Below are 19,815 nucleotides of genomic sequence, written 5' to 3' on the forward strand. Positions count from 1 at the left end.
ACCAGTGTCCCATGAGCGAGAATGGGTGCACCCCGTCCGTCAGGAGGATCACGATGCCCAAGGCGCGTCGCCGCAGCACCCACCGCTCGAGCCGCTTCGAGGACATGGCGCTGCCCGAGGAGCTGCTGGCCGTCCTGGCCGAGCAGGGGCTGGACCGCGCCTTCGAGATCCAGGAGGCGATCCTGCCGGACGCCCTCGCGGGACGGGACGTCCTGGCCCGGGCAGAGACCGGCTCCGGCAAGACCCTCGCCTTCACCCTCGCGATGACCGCCCGCTTCCGCGGCCGCAAGGTGCACCGCCGTCGCCCCCTCGGCGTGGTGCTCGTGCCCACCCGTGAGCTCGCCGTGCAGGTGGTCGACACCATCCACCCCTTCGCCCGCGCCTCGCGGGTGCGCGCCCAGCTCGTCGCCGGCGGGATGAACATCGAGAAGCAGGCCGAGGCCCTGCGGCGCGGCGTCGAGATCATCGTGGCCACCCCCGGCCGCCTGATCGACCTCGCCGAGCGCGGCGACCTGTTCCTGGACCGGGTCGAGACCACCGTGATCGACGAGGCCGACCACATGGCCGACCTCGGCTTCCTGCCCGACGTGCGCGACATCCTCGCCGCCACCGAGATGGGCAGCCAGAAGATGCTGTTCTCCGCCACCCTCGACGGCCAGGTGGAGCAGATCGTCGACACCTTCCTGGTGGACCCCGTCACCCACGAGACCACCCCCGTGGCCGCGGCCGTGACCACCATGGACCACCATGCCCTGGCCATCGCGCCGAGTGCGAAGCGCGAGGTCACCGCCGCGCTCGCCGCCCGCGAGGGACGCTCCCTGCTGTTCACCCGCACCCAGCTCGGCGCCGAACGCGTCGCCCAGGAGCTGGTGGAGGTCGGGGTGCCCGCCGCCGCCCTGCACGGCAACAAGCAGCAGGGCCTGCGCACCAACGTGCTGGCCGGCTTCCGTGAGGGCGCGTTCCCGGTGCTGGTCGCCACCGACGTCGCCGCCCGCGGCCTGCACATCGACGACGTCTCGATGGTGGTGCATGTGGACCCCGCCGACGACGTCAAGGAGTACGTGCACCGCTCGGGCCGCACCGCCCGTGCCGGGGCCGCCGGCACCGTCGTCACCCTCGCCCTGCCGCACCAGGTGAAGTCCACCCGCTCGATCCTCGAGGGCGCGCACGTTGAGAGCATCTGGGCGGACGCCGACAGCGCCGGGGTCGAGGCGATCGCCGAGCTCGGCGGCCGGCCTCCCAGCGGCGAGCCCGCCGAGGACCCGGCGACCGTCAAGCACAAGGGCGCCCCGCGCAAGCTCGACCTCTCCCGCAGGTCCGGGGCCAGCACCCGCCAGGCCGAGGAGCGGCGCGCGAACGAGGAGCGCCGTGCCTCCTGGGAGGAGCCGTCCCAGGACGTCGGTCGCGGTGGCCGGGGCGGACGAGGAGGCCGAGGCGGCTCCGGTGGCGGCGCTCAGCGCGGCGCCTCCACCCGCGGGGGCAGCAGCGCCGGACCCTCCAGCGGCGGCACCCGCTCCCGCGGCGCCCGGGGCGGCTCCGGCCGTGGCGACAGCGAGGAGCGCGGCGGCGGCCAGGCCCGCGGCGGACGCGGGGGGCAGGGCTCCGGCGGCCGCAGCGGGGGCCGCGCCGGTGGCCAGGGCCGCAGCGGTGGTCAGGGCCGTTCCGGGGGGCAGGGCCGTTCCGGCGGCTCGGGCGCACCCCGCCGGAAGGGGTCGCGGTGAGCATCAGCCTCTTCGATCTGTTCAAGATCGGGATCGGGCCCTCCAGCTCCCACACCGTCGGCCCCATGCGCGGGGCCGCCATCTTCGCCCGCGACCTGATGGCCGATCCGGAGCTCGCGCCCCGGGTCGCGCAGGTCGCCGTGCACCTGTACGGCTCGCTGGCCGCGACCGGTGCCGGGCACGGCACCCTCGACGCCGTGATCATGGGTCTGGAGGGCAATGACCCCGCCGTCGTCGATCCGGTGGCCGGCCGCGAGCGGGTCGCCGCGATCGAGGAGCGGGGCGGGCTGCTGCTGGACGGCACCCTCCCGATCGATCTGCGCCCCTCCGGGATCATGCTGCACCCGCTCACCTTCCTGCCGCAGCACTCCAACGGCATGACCTTCGTGGCGCTCGACGCCGAGGGGGAGGAGCTGCAGCGGCGGCCGATGTTCTCCGTCGGCGGCGGCTTCGTGATCGACGAGGCCGACATGGACCAGAGCGCCGCCGAGGCGATGATCCCCCTGCCCTCCGGACGCGACGCCGAGCGGGAGCGCCGCCTGGCCGTGTTCTCCACCGCCGCCGAGCTGCTGCGGGTGTGCGAGGAGGGCGGTCTGTCGATCTCCCAGGCGATGTTGCGCCGCGAACGGCAGTGGCGCACCGAGGAGCAGGTGCGCAGCGAGGCGCTGGCCATCTGGGAGGCCATGCGCGGCTGCATCGACCGCGGCATGCGCGGCACCGGCGTGCTGCCCGGCGGACTCGAGGTCAAGCGCCGCGCCGCCTCCTGGCACGACTCGCTGACCGCGGAGGACCCCGAGCACCTGCCGCTGAACGCCCTGGAGTGGGTGTCCCTGGCCGCGCTCGCCGTGAACGAGGAGAACGCCTCGGGCGGCCGCGTCGTCACCGCCCCCACCAACGGCGCCGCCGGGATCGTCCCGGCCGTGCTCTACTTCGCCACCACCTACCTCGAGGACGTCGACGTCGAGGACGTGGTGGTGCGCTTCCTGCTCACCGCCGGGGCCATCGGCTCCCTCTACAAGGAGAACGCCTCGATCTCCGGCGCCGAGGTGGGCTGCCAGGGCGAGGTGGGCTCCGCCTGCTCGATGGCCGCCGCCGCGCTGTGCGAGGTGATGGGCGGCAAGCCCGCCCAGGTGGAGAACGCGGCGGAGATCGCGATGGAGCACAACCTGGGGCTGACCTGCGATCCCGTCGGCGGTCTGGTGCAGGTGCCCTGCATCGAGCGCAACGCGATGGCCGCGATCAAGGCGATCACCGCGGCGCGCTTCGCGCTGCGCGGCAGCGGCGACCACTTCGTCTCCCTGGACACGGTGATCGAGACGATGCGCCGCACCGGCAAGGACATGCACGAGCGCTACAAGGAGACCGCGATGGGCGGCCTCGCCCTCACGGCGGTGCCGGTCAGCGTCCCCGACTGCTGATCCGCACCTCGGAGGGCACCGAGGCGGCGCCCAGCCGGTCGTGCACCAGTGCCTGGACGCCCGGTGCGGTGTGGGTGACGCCGACGGACTCGTCGACGGTGACGTGGGCGATCGTGCGGCGCACGCGCTGCGCGTCCGGCACCACCCGCAGCCGCACGCGCAGGATCCCGGGCTGAGTCTGCAGCAGACGCACCACCGCCCTCGGGTCCGGGGCCATGCCCTCGTCCTCCCGGTCGCCCGGCAGGCGCCCGAGCACGGTCACCCGACCCTGCTCGTCGACCTCGCCGCGGTCGGTGACCAGCCAGCGGCGCCCGGTGACGGGGGTGCGGGCGCGCAGCACCCCGTCGCGGGAGCGGATGCGCACCCCGCGCAGGGGCGTGCCGTCCACCGCGAGCATCCCGGTCTCGGTGGTGCCGTAGACGTCGTGCACGCGGGCCCGCCAGTGCCGGGCGAGGTCCGCGTGAAGCTCCGGGTCCAGCCGGTCCGCGCCGGAGGCGATGCGGGGGATCCGCAGCGCCCGGTGCCCGCTGAGCTCCCCGTCGGCCTCGAGCAGGTCCGCGAGGTGCATCGGGGTGCCGACCAGCAGGTGCGGCGTGGTCCGGTGCAGCATCGCCAGGCGGCGCTGCACGCTGAGGTGGCTGAGGTCCACCAGCGGCGCCCCCGCAGCCAGGGACTCCAGGGCCAGGCGCAGCCCGAGGCCGTGGACACCGGGCAGGGCGGTGGCCACCACGGCGTGGCGGCGCAGGCCGATGCGCTTGGCGAGGTCGTTCCAGGTGCGCTGCTGGGCCGCGGTGGAGGGGCCGCGGTGATGCACCCGTGGCGCGCCGGTGGCGCCGCTGGAGCGCAGGTCGAGCTGACCGTCCCCGGCCAGAGCGGTGACCAGCACCTGCCGTAGCGGAGCCGCGGCGGGGAGCTCGGACAGCCGCGGGGGCCGGGTGTCGCGCTGCTCCATGAGCTGCAGCTGGCCGTGCAGGTCCTCCGCGGTCAGCCGGCCGCGGGTGTCGGTGAGCACCACCGCGCCGGGACGCGCGAAGGCGCGACGGCCGAGGATGCGGCGGGCCTGCAGGGTCCCGCCGGAGGAGCGTCGGAGAGGGCTCATCGCGCGATCACCAGGCCCCTCGACGGTAGGGGCCGGGGTAGAGCTGGGGCTCGCGGGCGTCCAGCTCGTGGGCAGCGCGCAGCGGCCAGGAGGGCTCGCGCAGCGCGGCCCGACCCACGGCCACGAAGTCGGCGTCGCCGCGGGCGATGATCTCCTGCGCCTGCCGGGGCTCGGCGATCAGGCCGACGGCGGCCACCGGCATCGAGGTGGCGTCCCGGATGGTGCGGGCGAAGCCCACCTGGTACTCGGAGCCCACCGCGATGTCCGCGGCAACGGCGCCGCCGGTGGAGACGTGCAGGCAGTCCACGCCCACCCCGGCCAGCTCGTGGGCGAGGTCCACGGACTGGCCCACGTCCCAGCCGCCGTCGATCCAGTCGGAGGCGCTGATACGCACGATGATCGGCAGGTCGGAGGGCCATTCCTCGCGGACGGCGGCGGCGACCTCGCGGGCCAGACGGCGGCGCGCCTCGGGGCTGCCGCCGTACTCGTCGGTGCGGGTGTTGATCAGGGGTGAGAGGAACTCGTGGACCAGGTAGCCGTGGGCGAAGTGCAGCTCGAGGGCGTCGAAGCCGGCATCGCGCGCCCGGCGGGCGGCGACGGCGAAGTCGTCGACCACGCCCTGGATGTCGGCGGAGGTCATCGCCTCGGGCGCGTCCAGGCCGGGATAGGGGTCCTCCGTGGGGCCGACGGTGCGCCAGCCGGAGGCGAACTCGGGGATGGTGCCGCGGCGGGCCGCGTAGCGGGGGAGCACCGGCCAGGTGGAGGCCTTGCGGCCGGCATGGGAGAGCTGCGCGGCGACGGCGGCGCCCTGGGCGCGGCAGAAGCCGATGATGCGGGACCAGGCGCGCACCTGGTCCTCGTTCCACAGGCCCGCGTCCAGGGGGCTGATGCGCCCCTCCGGGCTGATCGCGGTGGCCTCGGTGACGAGCAGGCCGAAGCCGCCGGCGGCCCGGGCGCCCAGGTGCATGAGGTGCCAGTCGGTCGGCACCCCGTCCTCGGCCTCGATCATGTACTGGCACATGGGGGCCAGCCAGGTGCGATTGCGCAGCGTCAGGGAGCGCAGCTGTGCGCCATCGAAGAGGGAGGGGGAAGTCGAGGAGCCCGACGTGCTGGCCATGCCCCAACCGTAGTCGGATCGGAGGCTCCGCCGCGCCGATGCCCAGCGGTGATCCGCGCCCTTCGCGATCCGGGAGGAGGCGGACGGACCCGCCGGGAGAGACCTCCCGGTCGCGTGAGGCAGGTCTCAGCGCGATAGGGTGGGCGGGTCCGTCACCGCCCCTCCGGGGCCCCGCGAACAGGAGTGCCGATGTCCGACCAGACCGCCACCGGGACCGATCAGCAGGCCGAGGGCCGCACGTTCTCCCCGCCCACCGACTTCGTCCAGAACGCGGTGGCGCGACCCTCCCTCTACGAGGAGGCGGAGCGGGACCGGCTGGCCTTCTGGCGCTCCCGAGCGATGCTGCTGAGCTGGAAGACCCCCTTCACCGAGACCCTGGACTGGTCCCAGGCCCCGGTCGCCCGCTGGTTCGCCGACGGCACCCTGAACGCCGCCTACAACGCCGTGGACCGCCACGTGGAGTCCGGCCACGGCGGCCAGACCGCCCTGATCGGCGAGTACGAGGACGGCACCTCCACCACCTACACCTACACCCAGGTCAAGGACGAGATCTCCCGCATGGCCAACGTGCTCGCCGACATGGGCGTGCGCACCGGCGACCGGGTCGCGATCTACCTGCCGATGATCCCCGAGGCCGTCTTCGCGATGCTGGCCTGCGCCCGCATCGGTGCCCCCCACTCGGTGGTCTTCGGCGGCTTCAGCGCCGACGCCCTGCGCTCGCGGATCGAGGACGCCGAGGCCCGCGCCGTCATCACCGCCGACGGCCAGTTCCGCCGCGGCAAGGCCCTGCCGCTGAAGCCCGCCGTCGACGCGGCGCTCGCCGCCGGCGCCCCCAGCGTGGAGAAGGTGCTGGTCGTGCGGCGCACCGGTGAGGACGTCGACTGGACCGAGGGCCGTGACATCTGGTGGCACGAGGCCCGCGAGCAGGCCTCGACCGAGCACGAGCCCGTCTGGGTGGAGGCCGAGCACCCGCTGTTCATCCTCTACACCTCGGGCACCACCGGGAAGCCCAAGGGCATCGTCCACACCACCGGCGGCTACCTCACCCAGGCCAGCTACACCCACCGCGCGGTGTTCGACCTCAAGCCCTCCCACGACGTCTACTGGTGCACGGCCGACGTCGGCTGGGTCACCGGCCACACCTACGTGGTCTACGGCCCCATGACCAACCGCGCCACCCAGGTGATCTACGAGGGCACCCCCGACAGCCCGCACCAGGGCCGCTGGTGGGAGATCGTGCAGAAGCACCAGGTCTCGCTGTTCTACTCCTCGCCCACCGCGATCCGCACCGCGATGAAGTGGGGCGAGCAGATCCCCGCCGAGTACGACCTCGGCTCCCTGCGGCTGCTCGGCAGCGTCGGCGAGGCCATCAACCCCGAGGCCTGGATGTGGTACCACCGGGTGATCGGCGGCGAGCGCTGCCCGATCGTGGACACCTGGTGGCAGACCGAGACCGGCGGCATCATGATCTCGCCGCTGCCCGGCATCACCTCCACCAAGCCCGGCTCCGCGCAGGTGCCGCTGCCCGGCATCAGCGCCGAGGTGCTGGACGAGGCCGGTGAGCCCGTGGCCGACGGCGAGAGCGGCTACCTGGTGCTCACCGAGCCCTGGCCGGGCATGCTGCGCGGCATCTGGGGCGACCCGGAGCGCTTCGAGGACACCTACTGGTCGCGCTTCCCGGGCCGCTACTTCGCCGGCGACGGCGCCCGGAAGGACGAGGACGGGGACATCTGGCTGCTGGGCCGGGTGGACGACGTCATGAACATCTCAGGACACCGGCTCTCGACGATGGAGATCGAGTCGGCGCTGGTGGGCCACGAATGGGTGGCCGAGGCCGCCGTCGTCGGCGCCAGCGACGAGACCACCGGGCAGGCCGCCGTGGCCTTCGTGATCCTGCGCTCCGGCACCGAGGACGCGGTCGCCGCGGCCGGGGGCGAGGAGGCCGCCGCGCAGGCCCTGCGCGAGCACGTGAAGACGGAGATCGGCCCGATCGCCCGTCCCAAGAAGGTGCTGCTGGTCAACGAGCTGCCCAAGACCCGCTCGGGGAAGATCATGCGGCGTCTGCTGCGGGACGTCGCCGAGGACCGCGAGGTCGGCGACACCCAGACCCTCGCCGACTCCTCGGTGATGGACAAGATCCAGCGGGGGCTCTCCGGCACGAGCTCCTGACCCGCGCCCGCACCGCAGACGACGGCGGCCCCGTCCGACCGCGACGGTCGGGCGGGGCCGCCGCGTGCCGTGGGGGCCCGCTCGGGCTCAGCGCCCGACGGTCACGTCGCCGCTGCTGCTGCTGGCGATGAGGGTGCCGAGCACCTCCCCGTCGCCGCTCACCAGGTCGGGGTCGATGGTGGTCTCCCCGATCTCGGAGTGCGCCTCGACCGCGTAGCGGCCGGAGCCGGGGGCGGCGACCTCGACGTCCCCGACGCCGGCGGCGACCGTCAGGTCGCCCTCGGCCTCGGGTGCCAGGCGCACCGAGGTGTCGCCGAGGGGGTTCGCGACGTCGATGCCGCCCGGCACCGAGTCCGCGAGGGAGAGCTCCACGTCGCCGACCTCGGAGGTCACCGACACGTCCTTGGCGACGGAGATGTCGCGCAGCTCCACGTCGCCGGCGGACGTGCGGGCCATCACCCGGGTGAAGGCGCCCTCGGCCTCGATGTCGCCGACCCAGTTCGTGGCCTCCAGCGCCAGCTCGTGCTCGGGGGGGATCACCACCAGCAGGTCGCGCTGGGTGGTCATCCACGGCACCGGGTGGCTGGTGCGCGGCACGTCGACCTCGACCTCGCGGTCGGCCTCGGTGCCCCCGAGGGTGACGCGTGCCCGCACGGTCTCCCCGGTGGCCGGCAGGGTGGTGGCGCCCGGCTCGACCAGCGCGGCCGTGACCTGGGTGGCCTCCGGGTCGCGGACCGCGGTGATGTCCGTGACCTCGGCGGCGACCGCGAGGGAGTCGGGGGTGCCGAGCTCGTGGGCGGCGGGAATGTCGTCGTACTCGCCGTCGGCCACCCTCGTGGCCCAGGTGACGGTGGCCAGGGAACCGGCGGCGCCGATCACCAGGACCAGGCCGAGCAGCAGCACCGCCCAGCGCAGCGCGCGCGAGCCGTCGGCGGCGGGGGTCAGGCGGCGGGCGCCGCCGCGCTGCCAGGAGCGGGGGCGGGGATCGGGGGCGGTCATCACTTCTCCTCGGATTCCAGATAGCGCAGGACCGCCATCACACGGCGGTTCTCGCCGTCCACGGGCGGCAGGTCGAGCTTGGTGAGCAGGGAGGAGATGTGCTTCTCCACACTGCCGGGGGAGACGAACAGGGTCTCGGCGATGGCCTGGTTGGAGCGGCCCTGCGCCATCAGCGCCAGCACCTCCCGCTCCCGGGGGGTGAGGCCCTCCAGGGTGCGGCGGCGGCGCGAGCGGACGAAGATCTGCTGCACCACCTCGGGGTCCAGCCGGGTGCCGCCGGAGCCGACCTCCTCGACGACGCCGAGGAAGTCCTCGACGTCGGCCACCCGGTCCTTCAGCACATAGCCGAGACCGCGGGGCGAGTCGGCGATCAGCTCGGAGGCGTAGCGCTCCTCGACATACTGCGAGAGCACCACCAGCGCCACCTCCGGGTCCTGGCTGCGGATCAGGGTGGCGGCGCGCACCCCCTCGTCGGTGAAGGTGGGCGGCATCCGCACGTCCACCACGGCCAGGTCGGGGCGGTGCTCGCGCACCGCGGACAGCAGGGTGGTGGCGTCGCCGACGGCGGCGACGACCTCGTGGCCGGCCTCCGTCAGCAGGTGCTCGAGGCCGGCGCGCAGCAGCACGGCGTCGTCGGCGATCACGATCCTCATCGGGTGGCCTCCTGGGGGAGCGGCCGGCCGGTCGGCGCGGCGGGTGCGGTGGAACGGGGGATCAGGGCGGTCAGCACGGTGCCGGGACGCTCCGTGCCCGGGGCGGCCGCGGACACCTCGAGGCGGCCGCCGGTGGCGCGGACCCGGTCGGCGAGGCCGGCCAGGCCGGTGGAGACGCCGTCGCGACGGATCGCGGCGCCGCCGCGGCCGTCGTCGGCCACCCGTACGCGCAGCTCGCCCTCGGGGCCCTCGCGCAGCACGGTGACCTCGGCGGTGGTGGCCGCGGCGTGCTTGGCGACGTTGGTCAGCGCCTCGGCGACCACGAAGTAGGCCACGGCCTCCTGCTCGCGGTCCACCGGTCCGGTCATCCGCACCTGCATCCGCACCGGGACGGGGGAGCGGGCGGCCAGGGCGGAGAGTGCCGCATCCAGGCCGCGGTCGGTGAGCACCGCCGGGTGGATGCCGCGGGCCAGCTGACGCAGGTCGGTGACGACGGCCTTCGCCTCGGAGTGGGCGTGGTCGACCAGGGCGGTGGCGCGCTGCGGGTCGGTGGGGATGGCCTGCTTCGCGCGGCCCAGGGTCATCGCGAGGGCCACCAGGCGGGGCTGGACGCCGTCGTGCAGGTCGCGTTCGATGCGCAGCCGCTCCTGGGCGGCGGCGTCCACCGCGCCCTGGCGGCGCAGGGACATCTCGGTGACCTGCTCGCGCAGTTCGTCCTCGCTGCCGGAGATCAGCCCTCGGGCGAGTCCGCGGTCGGCCAGGGCCCCCAGGATCAGCACCCCGATCGCCAGCACGGCGATGAGCACGGCGACGACCACCAGGGCGAGGCGGGACAGCTCGACGCCGCTGATCTCCAGCGGGCCATAGCGCACGGCGATGTCCACCGCCATCCACGCGGTGGTCAGCAGGGCGAGGGCGAGCAGGGAGAAGATCCCGGCCACGACCATCGCGAGGTGGTGGTGCAGCACCCCGCGCCAGAACGCCCCGGAGGTCACGTCCAGCCAGAGGCCGTGCAGCCAGCCCGTGAAGCCCTCGCGGGTGCTGCGGCGGCGCCGCGGGGTGATCACCGGCATCCGGTGCACCGAGACCGCGCGGCGCTGCTCCAGCGCGATCGCACCGCGCATCAGCAGCACCCAGGGGATCAGCAGCAGCAGGCCCGCGCCCGCCGCCAGCAGTGAGCCCAGCCCCGCGCTCAGCAGGGAGAGCGAGATCCAGAACCAGGTCAGGAACAGGAATCCGCCCAGCGGCACCCCGAGCACGGCGGCCACGGTGAGGCGACCGCGGTCGGAGGAACGGGTGTCCCGGCGCTCCTGGGCGGGCACGGGATCCGGCGACGGGGAGGTCTGGGGGGAGTGCTCGGCGTCCATGGGGACGACAGTACGGGCGGAGAAATTCCGCTCCCACCGGGGCGTCCCGCCTCCCGGGCGGGGGAAAACCCCCGCCCGGCCATGAGGGATCGCCTGAGGGGCGGCCCCCGGTGCGGTGCCGATGCGGTTCAATGGGGCCATGGCGAGTAACTCCAGCAGCATCGACCCCACGCTCGGCGCCGAGGACGGCACCGGCACCGAGGGCACCACCGGTCAGGTCGTCGAGCAGGGCGAGGAGGTCACCGAGTCCATCGCGCAGGACTCCGGTCCCAGCCGCGGCACCCTCCGCGACGTCGCCGACTCCCTGGGCATCTCCAGCGCCGTCGCGCTGCGCGCCCTGCGCGGTACGGACGACATCCGTCCCCGCCTGGCCGAGCGGGTGCGCGAAGAGGCCGAGCGCCTCCATTTCCCCCTCGAGGAGCTCGCCGGGGAGGCAGACCACCGCGGCGTCGTCGCCGTGCTGGTGAACACCATGCGCAACACCTGGATCTCCGACCTGGTGCGCGCGATCCGCATCGAGCTGACCGCCACCGGCCGCTCTGCCGTGGTGGTGCCCACCCGACGCCGCGTGCCCGAGTACCCGATCGCCGCGGACACCGACGCCATCGAGTCCCTCGTCCAGCTCGGCGTGGACGGCTTCCTGATGATCTCCGACCTCGCCGACGACCAGCGAGTGATGGAGGTGGTCGGCGACCGTCCGATCATCGGCATCGGCTGCTCGAAGGAGTTCGTCGGGCGCATCGACACCGTCCGCATCGACGACGAAGTCGGCCAGGGCCTGCTCGTGGACCATCTGGTCGGGCTCGGCCACCGCGAGATCGCGCACGTCGGCGGGGTCGGCTCGGCCGTCGCCACCGAGCGCGCCGCCGCCTTCCGCAAGGCCATGGAGCGCCACGGCCTCGGCGACTCCGCCCGCATCGAGCCCGGTGACTTCACCGAGCAGGTGGGGCAGACCGCCGGCAACATGCTGCTGCGCGGCAGCCATGTCCCCACGGCCGTGACCTGCGCCAACGACGTGACCGCAGTCGGTGTGATGTCCGCCGCCCGCGAGGCCGGCTTCTCCGTGCCCGAGCAGCTCGCCGTCGCCGGCTACGGCAACACCTCGATCGGTGCCTCCGGGATCGCGCAGCTGACCAGCGTCGACCCCAACTCCGATCGCATCGGCGCGCTCGCCGCCCAGTTCCTGGTGGAGCGGGTCTCCGGCCACGAGGAGGACGCCCGCGACGTCGCCGTCGCACCCTCCGTGGTGGTGCGCCGTTCCAGCTCCGCCGGCCCCCGCGCCGAGTCGCCGCGGCGCAAGCGGATCTCCGTCGACTGAGAGCGGGTCGAGTCCCGACCTGTGCGCGCACGTCCCCTCTGTCCGATTCCCCTGCGTTAGGCTCCCACCCATGATCAACACCACGAACGACCCGAGCACGCCGCCGACCCAGCGGTCCATCGGCGAGCTCGTCCAGTCCATCCGTGATGAGCTGCTGGGCGTCGTCCACGCCGAGATCGACATCGCCAAGAAGGAGCTCACCGCCCTCGGCATCAAGATCGGCATCATCGCCGCCTGCGCCGCGGTGCTGCTGTTCCTGCTGCTCTCGGCCTGGGTGATGCTGCTGTTCGCCGCCGCCACCGGCCTGCAGCGCGCGGGCCTGCCGGACTGGGCCTCCTTCCTCATCGTCGCCGGCGTCTTCGTGCTGCTGGCCGCGATCGCGGGGCTGGTGGCCTTCCTGATCTCCAAGAAGCTCAAGGCCCCCGAGACCACCATCGAGACCGCGCAGTCCGCGGTCGGGGCCGTCCAGGGCAAGCGCCGCAGCAACGCGGTCACCTACGACGACACCTTCGAGGAGCTCTACGGCAAGCGCGCGGAGACCGCCTCGAGCGAGTGATCTCGCAGGCCGGGAGCCCCTGAACGGCTGCTCCCGGCCCCCGTGGGCAGTACCCTGGCAGGCGTGAGCCTCCACCTGCACGACACCGCCACCCGCACCACCGCACCCTTCACCCCGGTGCGCGAGGGGGCGGTGTCGCTGTATGTCTGCGGCCCCACCACCCAGGGGGCGCCGCACCTCGGCCACCTGCGCACCTTCCTCGCGGTCGACGTGCTGGTGCGCTGGCTGCGCCGCTCCGGCTACGAGGTCACCCACGTCCGCAACGTCACCGACATCGACGACAAGATCCTGGTGAAGTCCGCGGAGGCCGAGGCGGCCTGGTGGGCCTGGTCGCTGCGCTTCGAGCGGGACTTCCAGGACACCCTGGCCACACTCGGCACCCTGCGTCCCGACTACGAGCCGCGCGCCACGGGGCACGTGCCCGAGATGATCGCCTTCATGGAGCGCCTCATCGAGCGCGGCCATGCCTACGCCGACGGCGAGGGCTCCGTCTACTTCGACGTCGCCTCCCTGCCGGACTACGGCTCCCTGACCCGCCAGAGCCTCGAGGACATGCTCGACGCCGGCGAGGAGATGGAGCCCGGCAAGCGCGATCGCCGCGACTTCGCCCTCTGGAAGGCCGCCAGGGACACCGAGCCGGAGACCGCCAGCTGGGACACCCCCTTCGGGCGCGGCCGCCCCGGCTGGCACCTCGAGTGCTCGGCGATGAGCCTGAAGTACCTCGGCGAGACCTTCGACATCCATGCCGGCGGACGCGACCTGCGCTTCCCGCACCACGAGAACGAGCAGGCGCAGTCCCACGGCGCCGGATACGGCTTCGCCCGCCAGTGGGTGCACTCCGGCATGCTCACCGTGGACGGCATGAAGATGGGCAAGAGCCTGGACAACTTCGTCTCCGCCGCCGACGCGCTCGCCGCGGCCCCCGCCCCGGTGGTGCGCCTGGCCCTGGTCGGCGGGCACTACCGCGCCAACGTCGAGTACAACGACGCCGCGGTCGCCGAGGCGCAGGTGGTCTGGGAGCGCTTCGGCGCGACCGTGCGACGCGCCGCCGAACTGGTGCCCGGGGAGGCCCTCGCCCAGCCGTCGGCGGACCTCGAGTCCGTGAAGCTGCCGGAGGCCTTCGTGGCCGCGATGGACGACGACCTCGCGGTGCCCGAGGCGATGGCCGTGATCCACCGCGAGCAGGCCGCGCTGAACACTCTGCTCGCCACCGCCGCCCCCGACCCCACCCTGGTCGCGGCGGGCCTGGGCCGCCTGCGGGCCATGCTCGACGTGCTCGGCCTGGACCCGATCGGCCCCCAGTGGGGCGGCGACACCGAGGACGGGGACGCGGCGCACACGGCGCTGGACGCCCTCGTCCGCACCCAGCTGGACGCGCGGGCCACCGCCCGCGCGGAGAAGGACTGGGCCCGCGCGGACGCGATCCGCGACGCCCTGACCGCGGCCGGGATCCGCGTCGAGGACGGCCCCGACGGGGCCCGCTGGACGCTGGCCCCCGCGAACTGACAAGGAGAGACATGGCAGGCAACAGCTCACGCCGCGGCGCGATGCGACACGGCAAGAAGGGCGCCACCGCCGGCTCCGGCGGCGTGCGCCGTCGCGGCCTCGAGGGCCGCGGCCCCACCCCCAAGGCGGCCGACCGCCCCCATCACAAGGCCTACCAGGGCGGCACGAAGAAGGCCCGCCGCGACGACCGCGGCCGCCCCGGCGCCGACCAGGTGGCCGGGCGCAACGCGGTGCTGGAGGCGTTGCGGGAGGACGTCCCCGTCACCCAGCTCACGGTGATGGCGCGGATCGAGGTCGACGAGCGGGTGCGGGAGATCCTGCGCCTGGCCGGCGCCCGCAACCTCCCCATCGCCGAGGCCTCCCGCACCGACCTGGACCGGATGACCGACCACGCCGTCCACCAGGGCGTGGCGCTGACCATCCCGCCCTACGAGTACGCCGACGTCGAGGACCTGGTGCAGATCGCCCAGGACGCCTTCGAGCCGCCGCTGCTGGTGGCGCTGGACGGCGTGACCGACCCCCGCAACCTCGGGGCGATCCTGCGCAGCGCCGACGCCTTCGGCGCGCACGGCGTGATCATCCCCGAGCGCCGCAGCGCCTCGATGACCGCGAGCGTGTGGAAGGTCGCCGCCGGCGCGGCCGGGCGGGTGCGGGTCGCGCAGGTCACCAACCTCAACCGGGCGCTGTCCGCGCTGAAGTCCCAGGGCGTGTTCGTGCTGGGCCTGGACGCCGAGGGCGACGTGACCAGTCGCGAGCTGGAGCTGGGCACCGAGCCGGTGGCCCTGGTGGTCGGCGCCGAGGGCAAGGGCCTGTCCCGCCTGACGCGCGAGACCTGCGACCAGGTGGTATCGATCCCGATGGGCGGGCAGACCGAGTCGCTGAACGCCTCCGTGGCCGCCGCGATCGCCCTCTATGAGATCTCCGGGGTCCGCGCCGCCCACGGCCACGCCTGAGCGGCGGGGCGCTCAGCCCTCGAACATCGGCAGGGCGGACGTCTCCGTGGTCACCAGGGAGCGCTCGTCCGGCCGGTGCACGAACACGGTGAGGATGTAGTCCCGCACCGCCTCGTCCAGGCTCACGTCCACCCCGCGCTGCTCGGAGAGGTACCAGCGGTGCTCGAGCACCTCGTGGTAGAACTCCGGCGGCTCCAGCTTCGAGCGCATGCCGCGGGGGATCGCCCGCACCACCGGCTCGTACTGCTGCTGCAGCCACTCGTGGGCGACGAACTCCTCATCCTCGTCCTGCTGCTCGGTGACGGCCCGGTACTGGTCCAGGTCGTTCAGCAGGCGCCGCGCCTGGTTCTCCTGCGCGTCGATCCCGGTGAGGGACTGCAGGCGCCGCGCGTGGTGGCCGGCGTCGACCACCTTCGGCCAGATCGACAGGGTGGTGCCGTCCAGGTCGGTGGTGATGTCCAGCTCGTCCACGTCGAAGCCGAGCGCGTTCAGCCGCTCCACGCGCGCCGCGACCCGCCAGCGCTCCTCGGTGGAGAACTGCTCGCGGGCCGTGAGGGCGTCCCACAGCTCGGTGTAGCGGCGCACCAGGGTGTCGCCCACCTCGATCGGGTCGGACTCCGGGTCGATCAGCTCCCCGGCCTGCAGATCCATCAGCTCGCCGATGATGTTGGTGCGCGCCAGGTCCAGGTCGTACAGGCGCTGGCCGTCGGTGAGCTGCTCGTGGAGGCTGCCGGTCTCCACGTCCACGATGTACGCCGCGAAGGCGCCGGCGTCGCGACGGAACAGGGTGTTCGAGAGGGAGACGTCGCCCCAGTAGAAGCCCTCCAGGTGCAGCCGCACCAGCAGCACGGCCAGCGCGTCCAGCAGCCGGTGGGCCGTGTCCTCCTGCGAGAGCTGGCTGAACACCGCCCGGTAGGGGAGGGAGAACTGCAGGTGCCGGGTGATGAGCACCGCGTCCAGCGGCTCCCCGGCGGCGTCGGTCCGACCCGAGATCACCGCGAAGGGGGCGACGGCGGGGATGCCGATGCGGGCCAGCATCCGCAGCATGTCGTACTCGCGGCGAGCGAGGTCGTGGTTGATCTCCTTGAGCGCCAGCACCCGCCCGGAGACCCGCACGAAGCGCACCACGTGCCGGGAGATGCCGCGGGGGAGGGCCGCGAGCATGTCCTCCGGCCACTCCTCGAGGGGTCGCTCCCAGGGCAGGTCCAGCAGTGCCGGATCCGCTCGGGAGGCCGTGATCTCCAAGGGTGCCATGCGTCCATTGTCCCCCACGAAGGGGCCCGCACCGGGTACCTCGGCACCACACGGACGGGATCGTGACCTTCGTCCGGGTCGTCCTTTTCCCGAGATGGACGGGGCCGACCGCCGGTGCGGGACGCCCGCCGCACGACCGTCGGCCCGGGCACGACCGGTGCCCGCAGGACGACGCACGGGCGCCCGGCCGCAGCCGGACGCCCGTGCGTTCACCGCCTCGCGGGGCGGTGGGGATCAGTCGCCGAGGCGCTGACCGGACTTCACGTCGAACAGGTGCAGGTGGCCCTGCTTGGGACGGAAGTACACGGTCTCGCCCTTGGCCGGGGGACGACGCCCGTCGACGCGCGCGATGATCTCCTTGCCGGAGTCGTCGCCCGCCAGGCGGCCGTAGACGTAGGCGTCGGCGCCGAGCTCCTCGACCACGTCCACCTCGACGGCGAGGCCCTCGCCGTCGGTGACGAGCTCCAGGTCCTCGGGGCGGACGCCCACGGTGACCGAGTTCTCGTTGGTGTCGGTGAGGGTGGAGCGGTCCACCGGCAGCACCGCGCCGCCGAACTGCACGCCCTGGTCGGTGAGCTTCTCCTCGAGCAGGTTCATCGCCGGGGAACCGATGAAGCCGGCCACGAACACGTTGTTCGGGTGGTCGTACATGCGGCGCGGCGAGTCGATCTGCTGGAGCACGCCGCCGTTGAGCACCGCCACGCGGTCGCCCATCGTCATCGCCTCGGTCTGGTCGTGGGTCACGTAGACGGTGGTGACGCCCAGGCGACGCTGCAGCGAGGCGATCTGGGTGCGGGTGGAGACGCGGAGCTTGGCGTCCAGGTTGGACAGCGGCTCGTCCATGAGGAACACCTGGGGGGAGCGCACGATCGCGCGGCCCATGGCCACACGCTGGCGCTGACCGCCGGAGAGGGCCTTCGGCTTGCGGTCCAGGTACTGCTCGAGGTCGAGGATCTTGGCGGCCTCCTCGACGCGCTTGCGGATCTCCGCCTTCGGGGTGCCGGCGATCTTCAGGGCGAAGCCCATGTTGTCGGCCACCGTCATGTGCGGGTACAGCGCGTAGTTCTGGAACACCATCGCGATGTCGCGGTCCTTCGGCGGGACGTCGGTGACGTCGCGATCGCCGATGAGGATGCGGCCCGCGTCGATCTCCTCGAGACCGGCGAGCATGCGCAGGGAGGTGGACTTGCCGCAGCCCGAGGGACCGACCAGCACGAGGAACTCGCCGTCGGCGATCTCGATGTTCAGGTTGTCCACGGCCGGGCGCTCCTGGCCCGGGTAGATGCGCGAGGCGTTGTCGAACGTGACTGTTGCCATGGTGGTTCTCCTTCACCGGCAGGTACGTGCCGGACGGTCCGTTGTGAAGTGATGATCACCGGTTTGTCGCAGGATGCAGCTGTGCACCTTTGCACCGGCTGGAGAGAGTGTAGCCCAGCTCGCATGTGATCGTGGCCACCCGTTCGTCCCGTGGGCGCGTCGCCCGCTGCCGAGCCGCCCGTCGGCCCGAGCGGGACCGGGGCGGCACGGTCCCTCGCGGACCCGGCGCCCGGGCGATACTGGCCGGGTGGACCTCGCCGATCTCATCCGCCGCACCCTCGACCGCCGCCCCGAGCCCGGGGCCCCGCTGCGCATCGTCCAGGCCGGGCACCCCGCCCTGCGCCGCCGCGCCGTGAGCCCCGCCGAGCGGGTGGAGCCGGCGCTGCTGGCCGAGCTGGCCGCGGCGATGACCGTGACCATGCGCCGCGCCCCCGGGGTGGGCCTGGCCGCCCCGCAGGTCGGCATCCCGCTGCGCCTGGTGGTGGTCGAGGACGCCCACGCCTCCACCCCCGGGGAGGACCCCGAGGACGACCTGCTGGAGCGCCGCCCGCTGCCGCTGCGCACCCTGGCCGACCCCGTGCTGGAGCCCCTCGGCGAGCAGGACGTGGTGGCCTGGGAGGGCTGCCTCTCCGTCAGCGGCTGGCGCTCGATCGTTCCCCGCGCCCGTCGGGTGCGGCTGCGCGCGACCGAGCTCGACGCCGCCGGGCAGGGGACCGCCGTGGAGGAGGAGCACCTCGGCTGGACCGCCCGCATCCTGCAGCACGAGACCGACCACCTCCACGGCGTGCTCTGCCACGACCGGATGGTGCCGCGCTCCTACGTCGACGAGGCCTACGTCCACCACTACGCCGAGATCCCCCAGGCCGTGCGCCGCCTCGGCCTGACCGGTCCCATCGCCGAGCTCGGTCCCGAGCAGGTGGTGCTGCCGCGCCCGGCGCGCGCCGCGGATGCCGGGGCCTGAGCACCCCGCCCGGTAGCGTGTGACCATCGCCGACCACAGAACGGAGCCACCCCGTGACCAGCCGTGACAACACCCCCGGCCCGGCCGACCTGCCCGCCGGGGATTCCCCCGAGCTCGACGACCGCTGGATCTCGCTGCTCGACACCGCGCTGCGCGCACAGGCGCCCGTCGCCCGTCGCTACGTGCAGGGCCTGCGCGCCAAGAAGCCCGGCGCCTCGACCGAGGAGCTGATGCGCGCCCTCACCCTGCGCTACTCGGTGCTGGCCACCGGCGCCGGCGCGGGCATCGGCGGCGTGGCCGCGATGCCCGGCATCGGCACCGCCACCGCCCTCGGACTCACCGTCGGCGAGGGTCTGGTCTTCGCCGAGGCCAGCGCCTTCCTCACGCTCGCCGCGGCCGACATCCACGACGTCGACATGCGCGACGCCGAGACCCGTCGGTTGGTGCTGATGGCGGTGCTCTCCGGGGAGCGCGGCGCCGAGATCATCGCCAAGAGCCTCGGCCAGCAGGGCATGCAGTGGAGCTCCGTGCTCGGCGGCGGGGGAGTCGTCCCCGGCTTTGTCACCCGGCAGGTCTCCCGCTACGTGCGCCGCCGCGTGCTCGCTCGCACCAGCGGCATCTGGCTGGGCCGGCTGCTGCCCTTCGGCGTCGGCGCCGTGATCGGCGGCGTCGGGGCGCGGCTCGTCTCCCGCTCCGTGGTCGACGCCCTCGAGGAGATCTTCGAGGAGGCCCCCGAGACGCTGCAGGGCTCCGCCCGCCCGGCGATCGAGGACTGACCTCCGCATCCACGACGAGGGCCCCGGATCCGTGCGGATCCGGGGCCCTCGTCCATCGCCCGGCGGAGCGGGCGGCTGGCTCAGCGGCTCAGGAGTGGTCCTGGGTGAACTCGTTGGCGTGCTCGGTGCCGAGGGCGCGCACGTACGAGCGGCGGATCTCGGCCTCGGCGTCGCTGCGGCCCTCCCAGTGGGCGCCCTCGACGCTCTTGCCCGGCTCGAGGTCCTTGTAGACCTCGAAGAAGTGCTGGATCTCCAGGCGGTGGAACTCGGAGACGTCGGTCAGCTCCTGACGGCGCACCTGACGGCGGTCGCCCACCGGCACCGCGACGATCTTGTCGTCGCCACCGGCCTCGTCGCGCATGCGGAACATGCCCAGCGCGCGGCAGCGGATCAGGCAGCCCGGGAAGGTGGGCTCCTCCAGCAGGACCAGGCAGTCCAGCGGGTCGCCGTCCTCACCGAGGGTGCCCTCGATGAAGCCGTAGTCGTCCGGGTACCGGGTGGCGGTGAACAGCATCCGGTCCAGGCGGATCCGCCCGTTGTGGTGGTCCACCTCGTACTTGTTCCGGTTCCCCCGGGGGATCTCGATGGTCACGTCGAATTCCACGACAGCCGCTCCATTGCTCTCGGCCCC

The 19,815-nt window shown here is 73.5% G+C and carries 17 protein-coding genes; 9 read left to right on the forward strand and 8 right to left on the reverse strand.

Annotated features, from left to right (window positions below; all coding sequences use genetic code 11):
* Positions 1 to 53: 53 nt before the first annotated feature.
* Entirely contained in the window at positions 54 to 1,721 is a 1,668-nt protein-coding gene (locus tag OM98_RS08705) for a DEAD/DEAH box helicase (RefSeq protein ID WP_010534233.1), read from the forward strand.
* Entirely contained in the window at positions 1,718 to 3,139 is a 1,422-nt protein-coding gene (locus OM98_RS08710) for an L-serine ammonia-lyase (RefSeq protein ID WP_010534234.1), read from the forward strand. Before OM98_RS08705 ends, OM98_RS08710 begins: the two co-directional genes overlap by 4 nt.
* Here the strand turns inward: OM98_RS08710 and OM98_RS08715 are convergent.
* Positions 3,120 to 4,238 carry an AMP-binding protein gene (locus OM98_RS08715; RefSeq protein WP_010534235.1) on the reverse strand — a complete coding sequence of 373 codons (1,119 nt, stop codon included), beginning with the start codon at positions 4,236 to 4,238 and terminating at the stop codon, positions 3,120 to 3,122. The genes OM98_RS08710 and OM98_RS08715 overlap by 20 nt on opposite strands.
* 7 nt (positions 4,239 to 4,245) lie before the next feature.
* Positions 4,246 to 5,355, reverse strand: coding sequence for an NADH:flavin oxidoreductase/NADH oxidase (locus tag OM98_RS08720; RefSeq protein ID WP_010534236.1), 1,110 nt, complete (start codon positions 5,353 to 5,355; stop codon positions 4,246 to 4,248).
* Positions 5,356 to 5,544: 189 nt separating this feature from the next.
* On the opposite strand from OM98_RS08720, the gene acs reads away from it, so the two are divergent.
* Positions 5,545 to 7,524 carry an acetate--CoA ligase gene (acs, locus tag OM98_RS08725; protein WP_010534237.1) on the forward strand — a complete coding sequence of 660 codons (1,980 nt, stop codon included), beginning with the start codon at positions 5,545 to 5,547 and terminating at the stop codon, positions 7,522 to 7,524.
* Positions 7,525 to 7,611: 87 nt separating this feature from the next.
* Here acs and OM98_RS08730 read toward each other — a convergent pair whose 3' ends face one another.
* From OM98_RS08730 to OM98_RS08740, 3 genes are read right to left on the reverse strand one after another with little or no spacing between them, the layout of a single operon-like run.
* A complete protein-coding gene (locus OM98_RS08730; RefSeq protein ID WP_010534238.1) occupies positions 7,612 to 8,523 on the reverse strand; it encodes a DUF4097 family beta strand repeat-containing protein in 912 nt (303 codons plus the stop codon).
* Positions 8,523 to 9,176 (reverse strand): response regulator transcription factor, encoded by a 654-nt coding sequence (locus OM98_RS08735; protein ID WP_010534239.1) that lies wholly within the window; start codon positions 9,174 to 9,176, stop codon positions 8,523 to 8,525. The genes OM98_RS08730 and OM98_RS08735 overlap by 1 nt, the downstream gene beginning before the upstream one ends.
* Entirely contained in the window at positions 9,173 to 10,543 is a 1,371-nt protein-coding gene (locus OM98_RS08740; RefSeq protein WP_010534240.1) for a sensor histidine kinase, read from the reverse strand. Before OM98_RS08740 ends, OM98_RS08735 begins: the two co-directional genes overlap by 4 nt.
* Positions 10,544 to 10,682: 139 nt before the next feature.
* Between OM98_RS08740 and OM98_RS08745 the strand changes: the two genes are divergently transcribed.
* The 4 genes from OM98_RS08745 to rlmB all read left to right on the forward strand — a co-directional run bounded on the left by OM98_RS08745 (position 10,683) and on the right by rlmB (position 14,876).
* Positions 10,683 to 11,861, forward strand: a complete 1,179-nt coding sequence (locus OM98_RS08745; protein ID WP_010534241.1) for a LacI family DNA-binding transcriptional regulator — start codon at positions 10,683 to 10,685, stop codon at positions 11,859 to 11,861.
* A 70-nt stretch (positions 11,862 to 11,931) separates the two neighbouring features.
* Complete coding sequence (locus tag OM98_RS08750; protein ID WP_010534242.1) at positions 11,932 to 12,417, forward strand: phage holin family protein; 486 nt, start codon at positions 11,932 to 11,934, stop codon at positions 12,415 to 12,417.
* Between the two features lie 63 nt (positions 12,418 to 12,480).
* Positions 12,481 to 13,923 (forward strand): cysteine--tRNA ligase, encoded by a 1,443-nt coding sequence (gene cysS, locus OM98_RS08755; RefSeq protein ID WP_010534243.1) that lies wholly within the window; start codon positions 12,481 to 12,483, stop codon positions 13,921 to 13,923.
* 11 nt (positions 13,924 to 13,934) lie between these two features.
* Positions 13,935 to 14,876, forward strand: coding sequence for a 23S rRNA (guanosine(2251)-2'-O)-methyltransferase RlmB (gene rlmB, locus OM98_RS08760; protein ID WP_010534244.1), 942 nt, complete (start codon positions 13,935 to 13,937; stop codon positions 14,874 to 14,876).
* A 12-nt stretch (positions 14,877 to 14,888) separates the two neighbouring features.
* On the opposite strand, the gene OM98_RS08765 is transcribed toward rlmB, so the two are convergent.
* Together OM98_RS08765 and OM98_RS08770 are read right to left on the reverse strand one after the other, a co-directional pair.
* Complete coding sequence (locus OM98_RS08765; protein WP_010534245.1) at positions 14,889 to 16,130, reverse strand: DUF4032 domain-containing protein; 1,242 nt, start codon at positions 16,128 to 16,130, stop codon at positions 14,889 to 14,891.
* Positions 16,131 to 16,364: 234 nt separating this feature from the next.
* Positions 16,365 to 17,447 (reverse strand): ABC transporter ATP-binding protein, encoded by a 1,083-nt coding sequence (locus OM98_RS08770; protein WP_010534246.1) that lies wholly within the window; start codon positions 17,445 to 17,447, stop codon positions 16,365 to 16,367.
* Positions 17,448 to 17,694: 247 nt separating this feature from the next.
* Here OM98_RS08770 and OM98_RS08775 point away from each other — a divergent pair, with 247 nt between their 5' ends.
* A complete protein-coding gene (locus tag OM98_RS08775) occupies positions 17,695 to 18,408 on the forward strand; it encodes a peptide deformylase (protein ID WP_010534247.1) in 714 nt (237 codons plus the stop codon).
* Between the two features lie 53 nt (positions 18,409 to 18,461).
* Positions 18,462 to 19,184: a hypothetical protein gene (locus OM98_RS08780; RefSeq protein WP_010534248.1), complete on the forward strand. Its 723-nt coding sequence runs from the start codon at positions 18,462 to 18,464 to the stop codon at positions 19,182 to 19,184.
* Between the two features lie 88 nt (positions 19,185 to 19,272).
* Here OM98_RS08780 and OM98_RS08785 read toward each other — a convergent pair whose 3' ends face one another.
* Entirely contained in the window at positions 19,273 to 19,788 is a 516-nt protein-coding gene (locus OM98_RS08785; protein WP_010534249.1) for an inorganic diphosphatase, read from the reverse strand.
* Positions 19,789 to 19,815 lie beyond the last annotated feature (27 nt).

This window comes from Brachybacterium squillarum M-6-3 (assembly GCF_000225825.1).
Classification (GTDB): Bacteria; Actinomycetota; Actinomycetes; order Actinomycetales; family Dermabacteraceae; genus Brachybacterium; species Brachybacterium squillarum.

What these genes read in the sequence shown, in the direction of transcription:
- OM98_RS08705 (WP_010534233.1), top strand. Translation starts at nt 54, where the DNA reads ATGCCCAAGGCGCGTCGCCGCAGCACCCACCGCTCGAGCCGCTTCGAG.
- OM98_RS08715 (WP_010534235.1), bottom strand. Translation starts at nt 4,238, where the DNA reads ATGAGCCCTCTCCGACGCTCCTCCGGCGGGACCCTGCAGGCCCGCCGC.
- OM98_RS08720 (WP_010534236.1), bottom strand. Translation starts at nt 5,355, where the DNA reads ATGGCCAGCACGTCGGGCTCCTCGACTTCCCCCTCCCTCTTCGATGGC.
- acs (WP_010534237.1), top strand. Translation starts at nt 5,545, where the DNA reads ATGTCCGACCAGACCGCCACCGGGACCGATCAGCAGGCCGAGGGCCGC.
- OM98_RS08730 (WP_010534238.1), bottom strand. Translation starts at nt 8,523, where the DNA reads ATGACCGCCCCCGATCCCCGCCCCCGCTCCTGGCAGCGCGGCGGCGCC.
- OM98_RS08735 (WP_010534239.1), bottom strand. Translation starts at nt 9,176, where the DNA reads ATGAGGATCGTGATCGCCGACGACGCCGTGCTGCTGCGCGCCGGCCTC.
- OM98_RS08740 (WP_010534240.1), bottom strand. Translation starts at nt 10,543, where the DNA reads ATGGACGCCGAGCACTCCCCCCAGACCTCCCCGTCGCCGGATCCCGTG.
- OM98_RS08745 (WP_010534241.1), top strand. Translation starts at nt 10,683, where the DNA reads ATGGCGAGTAACTCCAGCAGCATCGACCCCACGCTCGGCGCCGAGGAC.
- OM98_RS08750 (WP_010534242.1), top strand. Translation starts at nt 11,932, where the DNA reads ATGATCAACACCACGAACGACCCGAGCACGCCGCCGACCCAGCGGTCC.
- rlmB (WP_010534244.1), top strand. Translation starts at nt 13,935, where the DNA reads ATGGCAGGCAACAGCTCACGCCGCGGCGCGATGCGACACGGCAAGAAG.
- OM98_RS08765 (WP_010534245.1), bottom strand. Translation starts at nt 16,130, where the DNA reads ATGGCACCCTTGGAGATCACGGCCTCCCGAGCGGATCCGGCACTGCTG.
- OM98_RS08770 (WP_010534246.1), bottom strand. Translation starts at nt 17,447, where the DNA reads ATGGCAACAGTCACGTTCGACAACGCCTCGCGCATCTACCCGGGCCAG.